The organism is Clavibacter lycopersici (assembly GCF_003576405.1).
Lineage (GTDB): Bacteria > Actinomycetota > Actinomycetes > Actinomycetales > Microbacteriaceae > Clavibacter > Clavibacter lycopersici.
Genome location: NZ_QWGT01000036.1, coordinates 1 through 16534, shown reverse-complemented (window position 1 = coordinate 16534; position 16534 = coordinate 1). Strand labels below are relative to the sequence as shown.

At 72.3% G+C, this 16534-nt stretch carries 14 protein-coding genes, 1 pseudogene and 1 riboswitch; of the genes and pseudogenes, 10 read left to right on the top strand and 5 right to left on the bottom strand.

All coding sequences use genetic code 11. From position 1 onward, the window contains the following. Window positions 1–163: 163 nt before the first annotated feature. From DZG00_RS04350 to DZG00_RS04335, 4 genes are all read right to left on the bottom strand, one after another. Window positions 164–1705: an ABC transporter ATP-binding protein gene (locus DZG00_RS04350; protein ID WP_119381751.1), complete on the bottom strand. Its 1542-nt coding sequence runs from the start codon at window positions 1703–1705 to the stop codon at window positions 164–166. Between the two features lie 81 nt (window positions 1706–1786). Further along, window positions 1787–2881: a BMP family lipoprotein gene (locus DZG00_RS04345; protein WP_119381750.1), complete on the bottom strand. Its 1095-nt coding sequence runs from the start codon at window positions 2879–2881 to the stop codon at window positions 1787–1789. A 150-nt stretch (window positions 2882–3031) separates the two neighbouring features. Next, the gene (locus DZG00_RS04340; protein ID WP_119381749.1) at window positions 3032–4105 is read right to left on the bottom strand and encodes a BMP family lipoprotein; all 1074 of its coding nucleotides are present in this window, start codon (window positions 4103–4105) and stop codon (window positions 3032–3034) included. A gap of 74 nt (window positions 4106–4179) precedes the next feature. Continuing rightward, window positions 4180–5301: a mannose-1-phosphate guanylyltransferase gene (locus DZG00_RS04335; protein ID WP_119381748.1), complete on the bottom strand. Its 1122-nt coding sequence runs from the start codon at window positions 5299–5301 to the stop codon at window positions 4180–4182. Between the two features lie 117 nt (window positions 5302–5418). Here DZG00_RS04335 and DZG00_RS04330 point away from each other — a divergent pair, with 117 nt between their 5' ends. From DZG00_RS04330 to DZG00_RS04310, 5 genes are all read left to right on the top strand, one after another. Further along, entirely contained in the window at window positions 5419–6594 is a 1176-nt protein-coding gene (locus DZG00_RS04330; RefSeq protein WP_119455413.1) for a glycosyltransferase family 4 protein, read from the top strand. A gap of 139 nt (window positions 6595–6733) precedes the next feature. Further along, window positions 6734–7168: a succinate dehydrogenase, cytochrome b556 subunit gene (gene sdhC / locus DZG00_RS04325; RefSeq protein WP_172403734.1), complete on the top strand. Its 435-nt coding sequence runs from the start codon at window positions 6734–6736 to the stop codon at window positions 7166–7168. 2 nt (window positions 7169–7170) lie between these two features. Beyond that, window positions 7171–7635, top strand: a complete 465-nt coding sequence (locus DZG00_RS04320) for a succinate dehydrogenase hydrophobic membrane anchor subunit (RefSeq protein WP_119381686.1) — start codon at window positions 7171–7173, stop codon at window positions 7633–7635. A 32-nt stretch (window positions 7636–7667) separates the two neighbouring features. After that, complete coding sequence (gene sdhA, locus DZG00_RS04315) at window positions 7668–9491, top strand: succinate dehydrogenase flavoprotein subunit (protein WP_119381685.1); 1824 nt, start codon at window positions 7668–7670, stop codon at window positions 9489–9491. Window positions 9492–9549: 58 nt separating this feature from the next. Further along, on the top strand, window positions 9550–10311 hold the full coding sequence (locus tag DZG00_RS04310; RefSeq protein ID WP_119381684.1) for a succinate dehydrogenase iron-sulfur subunit: 762 nt from the start codon (window positions 9550–9552) through the stop codon (window positions 10309–10311). A 70-nt stretch (window positions 10312–10381) separates the two neighbouring features. Here DZG00_RS04310 and ptsP read toward each other — a convergent pair whose 3' ends face one another. Next, window positions 10382–12037, bottom strand: coding sequence for a phosphoenolpyruvate--protein phosphotransferase (ptsP, locus tag DZG00_RS04305; RefSeq protein WP_119381687.1), 1656 nt, complete (start codon window positions 12035–12037; stop codon window positions 10382–10384). Between the two features lie 125 nt (window positions 12038–12162). Here ptsP and DZG00_RS04300 point away from each other — a divergent pair, with 125 nt between their 5' ends. From DZG00_RS04300 to DZG00_RS04280, 5 genes and pseudogenes are all read left to right on the top strand, one after another. After that, window positions 12163–13272, top strand: a complete 1110-nt coding sequence (locus DZG00_RS04300; protein WP_119381683.1) for a YihY/virulence factor BrkB family protein — start codon at window positions 12163–12165, stop codon at window positions 13270–13272. 10 nt (window positions 13273–13282) lie between these two features. Beyond that, window positions 13283–14128 carry an exodeoxyribonuclease III gene (locus DZG00_RS04295; protein ID WP_119381682.1) on the top strand — a complete coding sequence of 282 codons (846 nt, stop codon included), beginning with the start codon at window positions 13283–13285 and terminating at the stop codon, window positions 14126–14128. 87 nt (window positions 14129–14215) lie between these two features. Further along, on the top strand, window positions 14216–15226 hold the full coding sequence (trpS, locus tag DZG00_RS04290) for a tryptophan--tRNA ligase (protein WP_119381681.1): 1011 nt from the start codon (window positions 14216–14218) through the stop codon (window positions 15224–15226). After that, entirely contained in the window at window positions 15223–16041 is an 819-nt protein-coding gene (locus tag DZG00_RS04285) for an HAD family hydrolase (RefSeq protein WP_119455412.1), read from the top strand. Before trpS ends, DZG00_RS04285 begins: the two co-directional genes overlap by 4 nt. An 83-nt stretch (window positions 16042–16124) precedes the next feature. After that, window positions 16125–16269: riboswitch (FMN riboswitch) on the top strand. A gap of 70 nt (window positions 16270–16339) precedes the next feature. Beyond that, window positions 16340–16534 (top strand): annotated as a pseudogene (locus DZG00_RS04280) (riboflavin biosynthesis protein RibD); the annotation flags it as partial.

Below are 16534 nucleotides of genomic sequence, written 5' to 3'. Positions count from 1 at the left end.
CGGGATCCGCCGTCGCCGTCCGCGGCCGCCACGGCGGGGACGCCCGCGGGCGCCTCGGAGCGCGTGGGGTCGCCCACGGATCCGGCCTCGCGACCGGAGGCGGGCAGCTGCCCCGCGGACGGGTCCTCGGGGCCCTTGCCCTCGGGACGAGAGGTGTCGTCGGTCATGCGGTGCGCCCTCCGGCGGTCGTGGGGGTGGGGACGGATGCGGGGACCTCGCCGGCCATCATCAGGCCGAGGACGTCGCGCGGGGTGTCGCCGGGGACGATGCCGACGATCCCGCCGCGGTACATGACGGCGATGCGGTCGGCGAGCGCCGCGACCTCGTCGAGCTCGGTGGAGACGACGATGACGGGGAGGCCGCGGTCGCGCGTCTCGACCACGCGCGTGTGCACGAACTCGATGGACCCGACGTCGAGGCCGCGCGTGGGCTGCGCAGCGACGAAGAGCCGGAGGTCGCGGCTGAGCTCGCGCGCGAGCACGACCTTCTGCGCGTTGCCGCCGGAGAGCCGGCCGACGTGCGTGTCGATGCCCTGCGTGCGGATGTCGAACTCGCGCACGCGGTCGCGCGCGAACTCGTCCAGGTAGCCGAGCTTCAGGGATCCGGCGACGACGAACGGCGGGCTGTCCGAGCGGTCGAGCATGAGGTTCTCGGCGATGGTGAACTCGGCGACGAGACCGTCCTCGTTGCGGTCCTCGGGCACGAAGCCGACGCCCGCGTCGAGCACGCGGCGGACGGACCGGCCGGTGAGGCGCGTGCCGTCCAGGTCGATGGTGCCGGACACGCGGGGCTGCAGCCCGAGGATCGCCTCGGTGAGCTCGGTCTGGCCGTTGCCCTGCACGCCCGCGATGGCGAGGATCTCGCCCGCGTGCACCTCGAAGCTGACGGCGTCGACGACGACCTGGCCGGCGGCGTCCACCACCGTGAGGTCGCGCACGACGAGGGCGGCGGCGCCGGGCGTCGCGGGCTCCTTGGCGACCGTGAGCGACACGCTCCGGCCGACCATGAGCGATGCGAGCTCGGCGTTGCTGGCGGTGGGCTCGGCCTCGCCGACCACCTTGCCGAGGCGGATGACGGTGATGCGGTCCGCGACCTCGCGCACCTCGCGCAGCTTGTGGGTGATGAAGACGATGCCCGTGCCGGCGTCCCGGAGCTGCTTCATGATGACCATGAGCTCGTCGGTCTCCTGCGGCGTGAGCACGGCGGTCGGCTCGTCGAACACGAGCACCCCGGCGTCGCGCGACAGGGCCTTGATGATCTCGACGCGCTGCTGCACGCCCACGGGCAGGTCGGCGACGAGCGCGTCGGGATCCACGTCGAAGCCGAACCGGGCGGAGATCTCGCGCACCTTCGCGCGGGCGCCGGCCAGGTCGAGCCGGCCGCCGAGCTTCGTCTCCTCGTGGCCGAGCATGACGTTCTCCGCGACCGTGAAGACCGGGATGAGCATGAAGTGCTGGTGGACCATCCCGATGCCGGCCGCCATGGCGTCGCCCGGCCCGGCGAAGCGCGCCACCCGGTCGTCGAGGAGGATCTCCCCCTCCTCCGCCTGGTACAGGCCGTAGAGCACGTTCATCAGCGTGGACTTGCCCGCGCCGTTCTCGCCCAGGAGGCAGTGGATCTCCCCCGGCTGGACCACGAGGTCGATGTGGTCGTTGGCGACCAGCGCGCCGAAGCGCTTGGTGATGCCCCGCAGTTCGAGCTTCATCGGATCAATCCGTTCGGTGGGTCGGGTGGACACGCGGCGGGGGGACCGGCGCCTGCCGATCCCCCCGCGGTGCGTTAGATGCTACTTCGTCAGCGACGACGGCGACTCGACGGTGATCGAGCCGTCGATGATGCCGGCCTTGATCGTGTCGAGCTCGCCCGAGAGGTCAGACGGGACCTCGGACTCGTAGTCGTGGAACGGGGCGATGTCCACGCCGCCGTTCTCGAGCGTGCCGACGTACGGGGTCGCGTCGAACTCGTCCTTGGCGGCGTTCGTCACGACGTCCTCGACGCCCGCGTCGATGCCCTTGAGCACCGAGGTGAGGAAGAGGTCCTTGAGGTCGGGCGCGGTCTCGTACGCGTCGGAGTCGACGCCCACCATGACGACCTTCTTGTCGCTGGAGTCGCGGATGGCCTCGCCCGCGCTGAGGAAGATCGGGCCGCCGACGGGCATGATGACGTCCGCGCCCTGGTCGATGAGCGTCTGCGCGGCGGTCTTGGCCGTCTGGTTGGCGACGAACTCGCCGGTGAACGATCCGCTCTGGCTCGCGACGTCCCAGCCGATGGCCTTGACGTCCTTGCCCTTCTGCTCGTTGTAGTAGGCGACGCCGTCGACGAAGCCGTCCATGAAGATCGTGACGGTCGGGATCTGCAGGCCGCCGAAGGTGCCGACCGTGCCGGTCTTCGAGTATGCCGCCGCCGCGTAGCCCGCGAGGAACGCCGCCTCGCTGGTGTTGAAGGTGATGGGCTTGACGTTCGGGGCGTCGATCGACGCGTCGTCGATGATCGAGTACTCGATGTCCGGGTTGGCGGCCGCCGCCTCCTTGGTCGCGTCCGCGAGCAGGAAGCCGACGGTGACGATGAGGCCGCAGCCCTGGTCGGCGAGGTTGGTGAGGTTCGGGGCGAAGTCGGTCTCCGCCGCCGACTCCACGGGCTTGGCGGCCGGGAGGCCGAGCTCGTCGACGGCCTTGGTCAGGCCCTCGTAGCCGAGCTGGTTGAACGACTTGTCGTCGAATCCGCCGGAGTCGGAGACCATGCAGGTGAGCAGGTCGCTCTTCACGTCACCGCCCGCACCTCCGGTCGTCGTCTCGGGGGCGGCGCCGCAGCCCGCGAGGATCGCGGTGATGCCGACGGCGGCGAGACCGCCGAGGGCGGCCCTTCGGGTGGTGATGGTCACTGTGGCCTCCAGATGCAGCCCGGGTCCGCCGGGCGATGTGCGTTCATGTTACCCATGCGCAGGAATGCATCCCGTGCCCGGATCGGGCCTCCGCGCGCAAGCGTTATCGATCCGGGACGCGGCCGAAACACCGCGGCAACACGCGCCCTGCTAGGGCGTCGAGACCGACTCCACCTTCACGTCGCCGGAGACGATGCGGGCCTTCAGCGCGTCGAGCTCGGACTGCAGCTCGGCGGGCACCGAGTCGGCGAGGTCGTGGTAGTCCGCGAGGCCCACGCCGCCGTTCGCGAGCGTGCCGACGTAGGGCTCCGAGGTGAAGGATCCCTCCTGGTCGTCGGCCACGATGTCGACCACGGCCTGGCCGGTGTCCTTGAGCACGCTCGTGAGCAGGAGCGGGCGGTACTCGGCGGGGAGCGTGTCGTACCCGTCGTTGTCCACCCAGATCAGCTTGCCGCTGCCGTGCGCGAGGATCGCGGACGCCGCGCCCTCCCCCACCTGGCCGGCCACGGGCATGATGACGTCGGCGCCCTGGTCGAGCAGGTTCTGCGTGGTGGTCTGGCCCTTCGACACGTCCTCGAAGTCGCCCGTGAAGGTGCCGTCCTGCGCGGCGGCGTCCCAGCCGAGCGCGACGACGCTGGTGCCGTGCGCCTGGTTGTAGGCCGCGACGCCGTCGACGAAGCCGTCCATGAAGAGGGTCACGGGCGGCTGGTTGCCTCCGCCGAACGTCCCCACCTTGCCGGTCTCGCTCACGCCCGCCGCGAGGTACCCCGCGAGGTAGGAGGCCTGCGCGGTGTCGAAGACGAGCGGCTTGACGTTCGGGGCGTCCACGACCTCGTCGACGATCGAGAAGTGCACGTCGGGGTTCTCGGCGGCGGCAGCCGACGTGGCCTCCGCCAGCTCGTAGCCGACGGTGAGGATGAAGCCGCAGCCCGTGCCGACCGCCTGCTCGACGTTCGGCGCGAGGTCCGTCTCCGAGGTGGACACGAGGACGTCGGCCTGGATGCCCAGCTCCTGCTCCGCGCGCTGGAGCCCCTCCCAGCTCGACTGGTTGAAGGAGCGGTCCTGCAGGCCGCCGGAGTTGGTGACCATGCGGGCGCAGTAGTCGCTCGCGGCAGCGGAGGTGGTGCCGGGCTCGGGCGCCGCGCCGCAGCCGGCGAGGGCCGCGGCGGCGATGAGGGCGATGGGCAGGGAGGCGGCGCGGACGGCGCGGCGGGTGCGGGGCATCCCCGGAATCTAACGGCGGCGGTACCAGCCCCCTCGGGCCGCGGAGAGCGCCCGAGGGGATCGTTGCCCCTTCGTTACAGGACGTCCGTCCCGCCGCTGAGCTTGAGCGCGTCCACCACGCTCTTCACGCGCTGCGCGTTCTCCTTGGTGGTGACGAGCAGGGCGTCGGGCGTGTCGACCACGACGATATCGCGCACGCCGATGAGGCTGATCACGCGCTTGCTGTTGGCCACGACGATGCCGCTCGACGCGTCGGACAGGACGCGCGCGTCCTCGCCGAGGATGACGAGGTCGGACTTGCGTCCGCTCGAGTGCATCTTGGCGACGGAGGCGAAGTCGCCCACGTCGTCCCAGGTGAAGGTGCCGGGGATCACGGCGAGCGCCCCACGTGCGGCGGCCGGCTCGGCGACGGAGTAGTCGATGGCGATCTTCTTGAGGTTCGGCCAGACGCGGTCGACGACGACCCCGCGGTCGGCCGTGTCCCACGCCTCGGCGAGCTCGAGCACGCCCTTCAGCAGCTCGGGCTCGGTGCGGCCGAGCTCCTCGAGCAGGCGGTCGGCGCGCGCGATGAACATGCCCGCGTTCCAGAGGTGCGTGCCGCCCTTCACGTAGCCGCGCGCGACGCCGATGCTCGGCTTCTCCACGAAGGACGCGACCTCGAGGGCGTGCGGGGCGCCGGGGATGCTGAGGGCCTTGCCGGTGTGGATGTAGCCGAAGCCCGTCGCGGGCTCCGTCGGCGTGATGCCGATGGTGGTTATGTAGCCGGCGTCCGCGGCGATGACCGCCTCGCGCACGGTGTCGCGGAAGCGGTCCGGGTCGGCGATGACGTGGTCGGCCGCGAACGAGCCGATGATGACGCCCGGCTCGCGGCGCTCGAGGATGGCGGCGGCCAGCGCGATGGCCGCGGTGCTGTCGCGCCCCTCGCTCTCGAGGACCACGTTCGGGTCGGACAGCTCGGGCAGCTGGGCCTCGACGGCGGCGCGGTGGGCGCGGCCCGTGACGACCATGATCCGGTCCTCGCCGGAGAGCGGCGCCAGGCGCTCCCACGTGTCGCGGAGGAGCGTGCGGCCGGATCCCGTGAGGTCGTGGAGGAACTTCGGGGCGTCCGCGCGGGACAGCGGCCAGAGCCGGGAGCCCACGCCCCCCGCGGGGATCACGCTGTAGAAACGGGAGATCGCGCTCGTCTGCTCGGTCATGGGGCCACACTATCGGCACCCCGGGAGCCGACCGGATGCGCCGAGTTCACGCGACCGCAACGGGGCGTTCACGGCGGCGCGGCGGCTCGGACGGCGCGGGTGCCTAGCGTCGCAGGCATGCGCGTAGCCGTCGTCAGCGAGAGCTTCCTCCCCACCGTCAACGGCGTCACCACGAGCGTCTGCCGGGTCCTCGAGCACCTCAGGGACCGCGGGCACCAGGCCATCGTCATCGCCCCGGACGCGGGCGCCCCGGCCGAGTTCGCGGGCTTCCCCGTCCACGGCGTCCCGGCCATCGCCTACCGGCAGTTCCCCGTCGGGATCCCCAGCCCGCAGGTGCTCCGCCTCCTCACCGACTTCGCGCCGGACGTGCTGCACGCCGCGTCGCCCCTCTTCCTGGGCGCGCAGGCCATCGCGGCGGCGACGCGCATCGAGACGCCGTCCGTCGCCGTGTTCCAGACGGACGTGGCGGGCTACGCGCGCCGGAACCGCCTCGCCGCGACCGCGCCGTACGTATGGCGGCTCGTGCGCTGGATCCACCAGGGCGCCGACCTGACCCTCGCGCCCTCGAGCGCCGCGGCGGCCGACCTCGCCGCGGCGGGCGTCGAGCGCGTCGCCCGCTGGGGCCGCGGCGTCGACCTCGACCGCTACCACCCGCGCAACCGGGCCATGGACGACGTGGTCGCGCTCCGTCGCCGCGTCGCGCCGACGGGAGAGACGGTCGTCGGCTACGTCGGCCGGATCGCCCCCGAGAAGCAGCTCGAGCGCCTGCAGGCACTCCGCGGGATCCCCGGGGTCCGCTTCCTCATCGCGGGCGACGGCCCGAGCCAGGCATCCGCCCGGCGCGCGCTCGCGGGGATGCCCGTGACGTGGCTCGGCCGCGTGGGCGGACGCGAGCTCGCCGCCGCGTACGCCGCGATGGACGTGTTCGTGCACACGGGCACCGAGGAGACGTTCGGCCAGACCGTGCAGGAGGCGCACGCGTCCGGCCTCCCCGTGGTGGCCCCGCACGCCGGCGGCCCCATCGACCTGGTCGCCCACGGCACGGACGGGTTCCTGTTCGACCCCGCCTCGCCCCGGGACGCGCACCTGCGACGACTGGTGGACGACCTCGTGGCGAGCGAGCCGATGCGGCTCCGCATGGGAGAGGCCGGCCGCCGCGCGGTCCTCGGACGCTCCTGGGCGACCGTCGGCGACGAGCTCATCGGGCACTACGGCCGGGCAGTCTCCGCCCGCCGCTCGGCGCTCCACGCGGCGGATCCCGCGGGCGCCGGGCCCGTCCCCGTCGGCGCCTGAGCGGGCTCGTCGACGGCCCGACCGCCTTAGGGTGCCCTAACGGGTGACCGGTACGGACCCGGCCGTAGAATCGGTGGACGCGCAATGTCGGCGCGAAGGCGCTCCGCCTCGGGGCACCAGCATCAGGGAGGGTCGTTCCGTGTCCATCAAGACGGCAGGAACCCGCGAACCGCACATCTCGCGCGCACCGAAGGTCCCCGCGGGGACGCTGTACCGGGGCCGAGAGGGCATGTGGTCGTGGGTGCTGCACCGCATCACCGGCGTGTCCATCTTCTTCTTCCTCCTCGTGCACGTGCTCGACACGAGCCTCATCCGCGTGAGCCCCGAGGCGTACAACGCGGTGATCGGCACCTACAAGAACCCGGTCATGGGGATCGGCGAGGTCGCCCTCGTCGGGGCCATCGGGTTCCACGCGCTGAACGGCCTGCGGATCATCCTCATCGACTTCTGGCGATTCGGCGCCAAGCACCAGCGCCTCATGTTCTACGTGGTCATCGGCCTGTGGGTCGTGCTCATGGCCGGCTTCGTGCCGCGCCACCTCATCAACGTGTTCAGCGAAGCGGGATGGATCTGATCATGAGCGACATCGCACAGCAGGTGAGCATCGAGCGCCCCCGCCAGGCCCGTCAGCCGCGCAAGCAGGGCGGCGTGAACTGGGAGAAGTGGGGCTGGATGTACATGCGCGCCTCGGGCGTCGTGCTCGTCGTGCTCATCTTCGGCCACCTCTACGTCAACCTCATCCAGGGCGAGGGCATCAAGGCCATCGACTTCGCGTTCGTGGGCGGCAAGCTCTCCGACCCGTTCTGGAAGGTGTGGGACATCGCGCTGCTCTGGCTCGCGGTCATCCACGGCGCCAACGGCATGCGCACCCTCGTGAACGACTACGCCGCGTCGCCCCGCACCCGCACCATCCTCAAGGGCGCGCTCGTCGCGTCCACGGTCGTCCTGCTCGTGCTCGGCACGCTCGTGGTCTTCACCTTCGACCCCTGCCCCGCCGGCCAGCCCGCGGACCTCCTCCCCGCCTTCTGCGGCGACCTGTAGCCCGCTCCCCATCCGCCTCGAGAAAGAAGCCCGTGACCACTGACACCGCGACCCCCGGTTCCGAGCCCTCCGCGAGCACCATCGTGGACGGCGTCCACTACCACCAGTTCGACATCGTCATCGTGGGTGCGGGCGGCGCCGGCATGCGCGCGGCGATCGAGGCGGGACCGCAGGCGAACACGGCCGTCATCTCCAAGCTCTACCCGACCCGCTCCCACACGGGCGCGGCGCAGGGCGGCATGGCCGCCGCCCTCGCGAACGTCGAGGAGGACAGCTGGGAGTGGCACACCTTCGACACCGTGAAGGGCGGCGACTACCTCGTCGACCAGGACGCGGCGGAGATCCTCGCGAAGGAGGCCATCGACGCGGTCATCGACCTCGAGAACATGGGCCTCCCCTTCAACCGCACGCCCGACGGCAAGATCGACCAGCGCCGCTTCGGCGGCCACACGGCCGACCACGGGAAGAGCCCCGTCCGCCGCTCCTGCTACGCGGCCGACCGCACGGGCCACATGATCCTGCAGACGCTGTACCAGAACTGCGTCAAGTTCGGCATCAACTTCTACAACGAGTTCTACGTCCTCGACCTGGTCATGGCCGAGGTCGACGGGAAGCAGCAGCCCGCCGGCGTCGTCGCCCTCGAGCTCTCGACCGGCGAGATCCACGTCTTCCAGGCGAAGGCCGTGATCTTCGCGACCGGCGGCTTCGGCAAGATCTACAAGACGACCTCGAACGCGCACACCCTCACGGGCGACGGCGTCGGGATCATCTGGCGCAAGGGCCTGCCGCTGGAGGACATGGAGTTCTTCCAGTTCCACCCGACCGGGCTCGCCGGCCTCGGCATCCTCCTGTCGGAGGCGGCACGCGGAGAGGGCGCGATCCTCCGCAACAGCGAGGGCGAGCGCTTCATGGAGCGGTACGCCCCCACCATCAAGGACCTCGCGCCCCGCGACATCGTCGCGCGCTGCATGGCGACGGAGATCCGGGAGGGCCGCGGCGCCGGCCCGAACAAGGACTACGTCTACCTCGACATCACGCACCTCGAGCCCGCGGTCATCGACGCGAAGCTCCCGGACATCACCGAGTTCGCGCGCACGTACCTCGGCGTCGAGCCGTACACGGAGCCCGTGCCCGTGCTGCCGACAGCGCACTACGCGATGGGCGGCATCCCGACGAACATCAAGGCCGAGGTGCTGTCCGACAACACCACCGTCGTCCCGGGGCTGTACGCCGCCGGCGAGTGCGCGTGCGTCTCGGTGCACGGATCCAACCGCCTCGGCACCAACTCGCTCCTCGACATCAACGTGTTCGGCAAGCGCGCGGGCAACTACGCGGCCGAGTACGTGAAGACGGTCGACTTCACGCCGCTGCCGGACGACGCGGCCGACTTCGTGAAGGGCCTCGTCGAGGGCGCGCGGAACTCCAACGGCACCGAGCGGATCTCGACGCTGCGTCGCGAGCTGCAGGAGTCGATGGACCGCAACGCCCAGGTGTTCCGCACCGAGGACACGCTGATCGAGGTCACCAAGGTGATCGCCGACCTGCGCGAGCGGTACACGAACATCCAGGTGCAGGACAAGGGCCAGCGCTTCAACACGGACCTGCTCGAGGCCATCGAGCTCGGCTTCCTGCTCGACCTCGCGGAGGTCGTCGTGTACTCGGCGATGTACCGCAAGGAGAGCCGCGGCGGCCACTTCCGCGAGGACTACCCGAAGCGCGACGACGAGAACTACATGGTCCACACCATGGCGTACCTCACCGGCGACGCCCACAGCACGGACGCCGGCGACCACATCAAGCTGAGCACCAAGCCCGTCGTCATCACGAACTACCAGCCGATGGAGCGGAAGTACTGACCCTCGGGTCAGCACGGACGCCCGTCACCGCATCACCGATCGGAATAGGACCGCACACGTGAGCACCGCAACCCTGGACGCACCCCCCGCGGGAGAGGCCTCGGCCATCCCGACCTTCACGGTCACCCTCATCATCCGCCGCTTCCTGCCCGGCCAGGACGCCGAGCCGCGGTGGGAGGACTTCGACGTCGAGGTCTACCCGACCGACCGGATCCTCGACGCGCTGCACAAGATCAAGTGGGAGCAGGACGGGTCGCTGACCTTCCGACGCTCCTGCGCGCACGGCGTGTGCGGGTCCGACGCGATGCGCATCAACGGCCGCAACCGCCTGGCCTGCAAGACGCTCATCAAGGACCTCGACATCGACCAGCCCATCTACGTGGAGGCCATCAAGGGCTTGCCGCTGGAGAAGGACCTCGTCGTCGACATGGAGCCGTTCTTCGAGTCGTTCCGCGACGTGCAGCCCTTCCTCATCTCCAACACGAAGCCGGAGAAGGGCAAGGAGCGGATCCAGTCCGCCGCCGAGCGCGCCCGCTTCGACGACACCACCAAGTGCATCCTCTGCGCCGCGTGCACGTCGTCGTGCCCCGTGTTCTGGACGGACGGCCAGTACTTCGGCCCGGCCGCCATCGTCAACGCGCACCGCTTCATCTTCGACTCGCGCGACGAGTCGAACGTGCGCCTCGACATCCTCAACGACAAGGAGGGCGTGTGGCGCTGCCGCACGACCTTCAACTGCTCAGAGGCGTGCCCGCGCGGCATCCAGGTCACGCAGGCGATCGCTGAGGTCAAGCAGGCGATCATGCGAGGCAAGGCGTAGCGCCTCCTCCCCCGCACGTGCGACGGCCCCGCAGCTCCTCGGAGCGGCGGGGCCGTCGTCGTGCGTGCGTCTAGCGCTCGGCGAGGATCCGTTCGGCGGCGGCGCGGGCCCCTGCCGCCGAGCGCGCCGTGAGGACGACCTCGGCGGCGGCGCGGGCGTCGTCGAGGGTGCGGCGCGACAGCTCGAGGCGCACGTCGGCGAGGGCCGCGGGCGTCATCGAGAGGCTCGTGGCGCCGAGGCCGACCAGGACCACCGCGAGCATCGGATCCGCCGCGGCCTCGCCGCAGATGCCGACGGGCGTGCCGGACGCGCGGCCCGCGTCGCCGAGGGTGCGGACGAGGCGGAGGACCGCGGGGTGCCACGGATCCTGGTAGCCGGCGACCGAGCCGAGCAGGCGGTCGGCGGCCATCGTGTACTGCGTGAGGTCGTTGGTGCCGATGCTCACGAAGTCGGCGACCTCGACCACCTGGTCCGCGAGGAGCGCGAGCGACGGCACCTCGGCCATCACGCCCACCGTGCGGAGGCCGAGCTCGCGGCCGAGCTCCACGAACCACGCGGTCTCCTCGGCGTCGGCGACCATGGGCGCCATGACCCAGAGGACGGCGTCGGTGGCGGCGTCGGCCGCGGCGAGGGCGGTGAGCTGGTCGCGGAGGATCTGCTCGTGGGCGCGGAGGGCGCGGAGGCCACGGAGGCCGAGCGCGGGGTTCTCCTCGGCGGCGTCGGTGAGGAAGGCGAGCGGCTTGTCGGCGCCGGCGTCGAGCGCGCGGACGACGACTTTGCGGCCCGGGAACGCCTCGAGGAGCGCGGTGTACTGCGCGGTCTGGGCGGCGACGGACGGCGCCTCCGCGGCGTCGAGGAACAGGAACTCGGTGCGGAAGAGGCCCACGCCCTCGGCGCCGAGCTCGACGGCGCGGGCGGCCTCGTCCGGGGACCCGAGGTTGGCGAGGAGCGGGACGGGCGTGCCGTCGGCGAGCGCGCCGTCGGTGACGGGCAAGGCGAGGGCCTCCTCGCGGGCGCGGATTCGGCGGACGGCGTCCTCGCGCTCAGCGTCGGACGGGTCCGCGATGACGAGGCCGGCCGCGGCGTCGACGACCACCTCGGTGCCCTCCGCGAGGTCGGCTGCGCCCGTCGCGCCGACGATGGCGGGGATGGAGCGGCTGCGGGCGAGGATCGCGGTGTGGCTGGTGGGGCCGCCGTCGGTGGTGACGAGGGCGAGCACGCGGTCGAGCTCGAGGAGCGCGGTGTCGGCGGGCGCGAGGTCGCGCGCGACGAGGACGAAGGGCGCGTCCGCGGTGGGGATCCCGGGCGCGGGCACGCCGCGGAGCCGGGCGATGACGCGCTGGGCGACGTCCGCGAGGTCCGCCGCGCGCTCGGCCATGTAGCCGCCCATGCCGGTGAGCAGCTCCTGGAAGGTGGCGAAGGCCTCGAACACGGCGCGCTCGCCCGAACGGCCCTGGCCGACGAGGCGGCCGACCGAGTCGAGGAGGGCGGGATCCCGCGCCATGAGCGACTGCGCGTCGAGCACGTCCTCGGCGTCGCCGCCGGCGCGGGCGCCGCGCTCGGCGAGGTCGTCCGCGGTGGCCGACAGGGCCGCGGCGACGCGGGCCACCTCGGCCTCGGCGTCGCCCGTGAACGGCTCCGTACCCGGCTCGGGCAGCGGGTCGGGCATCCGCATGACGGGGCCGGTGGCCACTCCGTGTCCTACTCCGATGCCGGTGATGCGCACAGGGACTCCCTCGCTCGGGTGCGTGACGCGCGGACGGACGGCGCCCGCGCGGGTGGCTGTCCGGTCGGGGTGCCGGAACGGCCCGTCCACGCTAGCAGGGCCCCGGCGGCCCGTATCCTCGGGGGATGACCGCCCCCGACGGCCGCGGACGCCCCGCATCCCCCACCACCGGCACGACACCCGCGGAACCCGCCGCACCCACCGGCATCCCGGCCCTCTTCGCGCGCGTGATGGAACTGAAGCCGGTGCGCGTGTTCCTCGCCTACGGGGCCGCGGGCGGCCCGATCCTCGCGGCAGGCATGTCGTACCAGGCCGTCTTCGCGGTGTTCGCGGCGCTCGCGGTCGGCTTCTCGGTGGCGGGATCCGTGCTCTCGGAGAACCCGGCGCTGCTCGACTCGCTGCTCGCGCTGATCCAGGGGGCGGTACCCGGCCTCTTCGGGCCCGGGGGCGTGATCGAGGATCCGCAGGCTCTGCTGCAGTCGCGCGCCGTCAACCTCGCGGGCATCATCGGATCCATCGGCCTGCTCGTCACCGCGCTCGGCTGGCTCGCGTCGACGCGCGACTCCGTGCGCCGCATCTTCGAGCTGCCGCCGCCCACCACGTTCTTCCTGCTCCTCAAGGTGAAGGACCTCGGGCTCGCGCTGGTCTTCGCCCTCGCGATGGTGCTCTCGGCCGCGATCTCGGTGGTGAGCACCGGGCTCCTCGGCTTCGTCTTCGGACTGATGCAGGTGGGCGAGGACTCGCTGCTCGCGATCGTCGTCGGCCGCACCGTGGGACTGGCGCTCGTGCTCGCGCTCGACACGGCGGTGCTCGCGGGCGCGTACCGGATCCTCTCGGGCGTGAAGATCCCGCGGCCGCAGCTCCTGCAGGGCGCGCTCCTCGGCGGGGTCGCGATGGGCGTCCTCAAGGTGCTCGGCACGGCGCTCCTCGGCGGCGCCAGCCGGAACCCGCTGCTCGCGTCGTTCGCGGTGATCATCGGGCTCCTGATCTGGTTCAACCTCATCTGCCAGGTCATCCTGATCTGCGCGTCGTGGATCGCCGTGAGCATGGCCGACAAGGGCATCGACGCCCGCGACCTCAGCCCCGAGCAGCTCGAGAAGGAGCGCGTCGCGAAGCTCGACGAGGCCCGCCGCATCCTCGAGGAGGAGGAGCGCGCCCGGGCCCGCGACAGGTACGCGCAGTCGCGCGGGCTGACGCGGATGCTGCTCCGGCTGCGCGGCGAGCACCGCCGTTAGGATCGTCTCCATGCCCTCGAACCTCCGCGTCGCGTCCATCAACACGAACGGCATCCGGGCCGCGTTCCGCAAGGGCATGGGCGACTGGCTCGCCACGCGCGACGTCGACATCCTCGCGATCCAGGAGGTCCGGGCCGAGACGAGCGACATCGAGGGCCTCCTCGGACCCGAGTGGAACGTGCTGCACGACGCCGCGACCGCCAAGGGCCGCGCGGGCGTGGCCATCGCGAGCCGCCGCCGGGCGGAGATCCACCGGGTCGCCATCGGCGAGGAGGACTTCGACAGCGCGGGCCGCTGGCTGGAGGCCGACTACGACGTGGACGGCACGATCGTCACGGTCGTGAGCGCCTACGTCCACTCCGGCGAGGTCGGCACCGCCAAGCAGGACGAGAAGTGGCGGTTCCTCGACGGCATGGAGCGGCGCCTGCCCGAGATCGCCGCGCACTCCGAGCTGGCCGTCGTGGTGGGCGACCTCAACGTCGGGCACCGCGAGCTGGACATCCGCAACTGGAAGGGCAACGTGAAGCGCGCCGGCTTCCTGCCGCGCGAGCGCGCCTACCTCGACCGGATCCTCGGGTCCCGCGGCGAGGACGTCGAGGGCGTCGACGGATCCACGGGGCCCGGCCTCGGCTGGGTCGACGTGGGCCGCCAGCAGGCCGGCGAGGTCGACGGCCCGTACACGTGGTGGAGCTGGCGCGGCAAGGCGTTCGACAACGACACCGGCTGGCGCATCGACTACCAGCTCGCGACGCCGGCCCTCGCCGAGAAGGTCACCGGCTACGCGGTCGACCGCGCCGAGGCGTACGACCAGCGATGGTCGGACCACACGCCCGTGGTCGTCGACTACGCGATCTGACCCGTCGCCCGCTCCTCCCTCCCCTCCCCCTCGCGCCGCATCCGGCGCCCCGCGAGCGCCCCGCGCTCCCCTCACGAAGGCATCGCCATGACCGCTCGACCCGTCCTCTTCTCCGGCATGCAGCCGTCCGCCGACTCGCTGCAGATCGGCAACTACATCGGCGCGCTCCTGCAGTGGAAGGAGATGCAGACCACGCACGACGCCGTGTTCTGCGTCGTCGACCTGCACGCCATCACCGTGCCGCAGGAGCCCGCGGCGCTGCGCGACAGCACCCGGCGCACGGCCGCGCAGTACATCGCGGCGGGCATCGACCCGGCCGTCTCGACGCTCTTCGTGCAGTCGCACGTGTCGGCGCACACCGAGCTGGCGTGGATCCTGAACACGCTCACCGGGTTCGGCGAGGCCAGCCGCATGACCCAGTTCAAGGACAAGTCGCAGAAGCAGGGCGCCGACGCGACGACGCTGGGGCTCTTCGCGTACCCGACGCTCATGGCGGCCGACATCCTGCTCTACGGCACCGAGGTCGTGCCCGTGGGCGACGACCAGAAGCAGCACGTGGAGCTGACCCGCGACCTCGCGAAGCGCTTCAACTCCCGGTTCGGCGACGTGTTCCGGATCCCCGAGCCCATGATCCAGAAGGACACGGCCCGCATCTACGACCTGCAGGACCCGACGTCGAAGATGAGCAAGTCCGCCGCCAGCGACGCGGGCGTGGTGTGGATGCTGGACGAGCCCGCGCGGACGGCGAAGAAGATCCGCTCGGCCGTCACCGACACGGGCCGCGAGGTGCGCTTCGACCGCGGCGAGAAGCCCGGCGTCTCCAACCTGCTGACGATCCTGTCGGCGTTCGAGGGCACCGCGGTGCCGGCGCTCGAGGAGCGCTACGCGGGCCGCGGCTACGGCGACCTGAAGAAGGACGTGGCCGAGACCGTCACGGGCGTCTTCGAGCCGATCCGCGCGCGCACGCTGGAGCTCCTCGACGACCCGGCCGAGCTCGACCGCGTGCTCGCCGGGAACGCCGCGCGCGCCGAGGAGCGGGCGGACGCGATGCTCGCCCGCGTGTACGACGCCGTCGGGCTCGTGCGGCGCGCGCGATGACCCTGCGGCTGGTCCTGCTCGACCTCGACGACACCCTGGTGGACCACCGCGGCGCCGTGGCCGACGGGATCACCGCGCACCTCGCCGCGCGCGGGCTCCTCGACGCGTCCGACGCCGCGGAGCGCGACCGGGCCGTCGCGCTGTGGGTCGCGCTCGAGGAGGAGCACTACCACCGGTACCTCGCGGGCGAGCTCGACTACCAGGGGCAGCGGCGCGCGCGCGTGCGCGGCTTCCTGGCCGCGTGGGGATCCGGTCCCGGCGCGGCGCTCGACGGCGACGACGCCGCGACGGACGCGTGGTTCGGCGGATACCTCGCCGGGTACGAGGCGTCGTGGCGCACGCTGCCCGGCGCCGTGGCCGCGCTCGACGAGATCGGACGGCGGCACCCGGGCGTGCGGTTCGGCGTCGTGACCAACGGCGAGCGCAGCCAGCAGGAGCCGAAGATCGCCGCCGCCGGCCTCACCGCGCGACTGGACCCCGTGGTCTGCTCGGGCGACCTCGGCTTCACGAAGCCCGACCCGCGGATCTTCCTGCTCGCCTGCCGGGAGGCGGGCGCGGATCCGGCCGACGCCGTGATGGTCGGCGACCGGCTGCGCACCGACGCGCTCGGCGCCGCCGACGCGGGGCTCGGCGGCATCTGGTTCGACCAGGACGCGGGCACCCGGGATCCGGCGCGCGACCCGGCCGGGGACCCCGAGCGCGGCTGGCCCGACGTGCCCGCCGAGGACCGGGAGCGGGCCGTGCGCGCGGGCGTCGTGCGGATCACCGGGCTCGACCAGCTGGCCGACGCCGTGGACGCGCTGCGCGTGGCCTGACCGGAGGCCCGGCATCCGCTCCGCGTAGCCCGGCGTCACGCGGCGCCGGCGCTCCCAGCCGCGTGGGCTAATCTCGACGCATACACGTGCTCCGGGGTCGGTGGAAATCCGAGCCGGCGGTGACAGTCCGCGAACGGACGATGCGCGACCGGGTCCCCGGGAGCCTCGTCCGCCGATCCGGTGGGAATCCGGGACCGACGGTTAAAGTCCGGATGGGAGGCGCACGCGGCGCCAGCGAGCCTGCCGGCGTCGAGGTCTCGTCGACCGCGCCCGGAGTCCGTCCACGGACGAGGACACCATGCACGACGACCCGACGGCACCGCTCACGCACGCGCCGGCACGCGACGCCTCCGTGCTCGAGCGCGCGATGCGCCGCGGCCTCGAGCTCGCCGCAGGGGGTCCCGCATGGGGCCCGAACCCGCGCGTCGGCTGCGTGATCCTCGACGCCGCCGGCCGCGTCATCGCCGAGGGCCGCCACCGCGGCGCCGGCTCC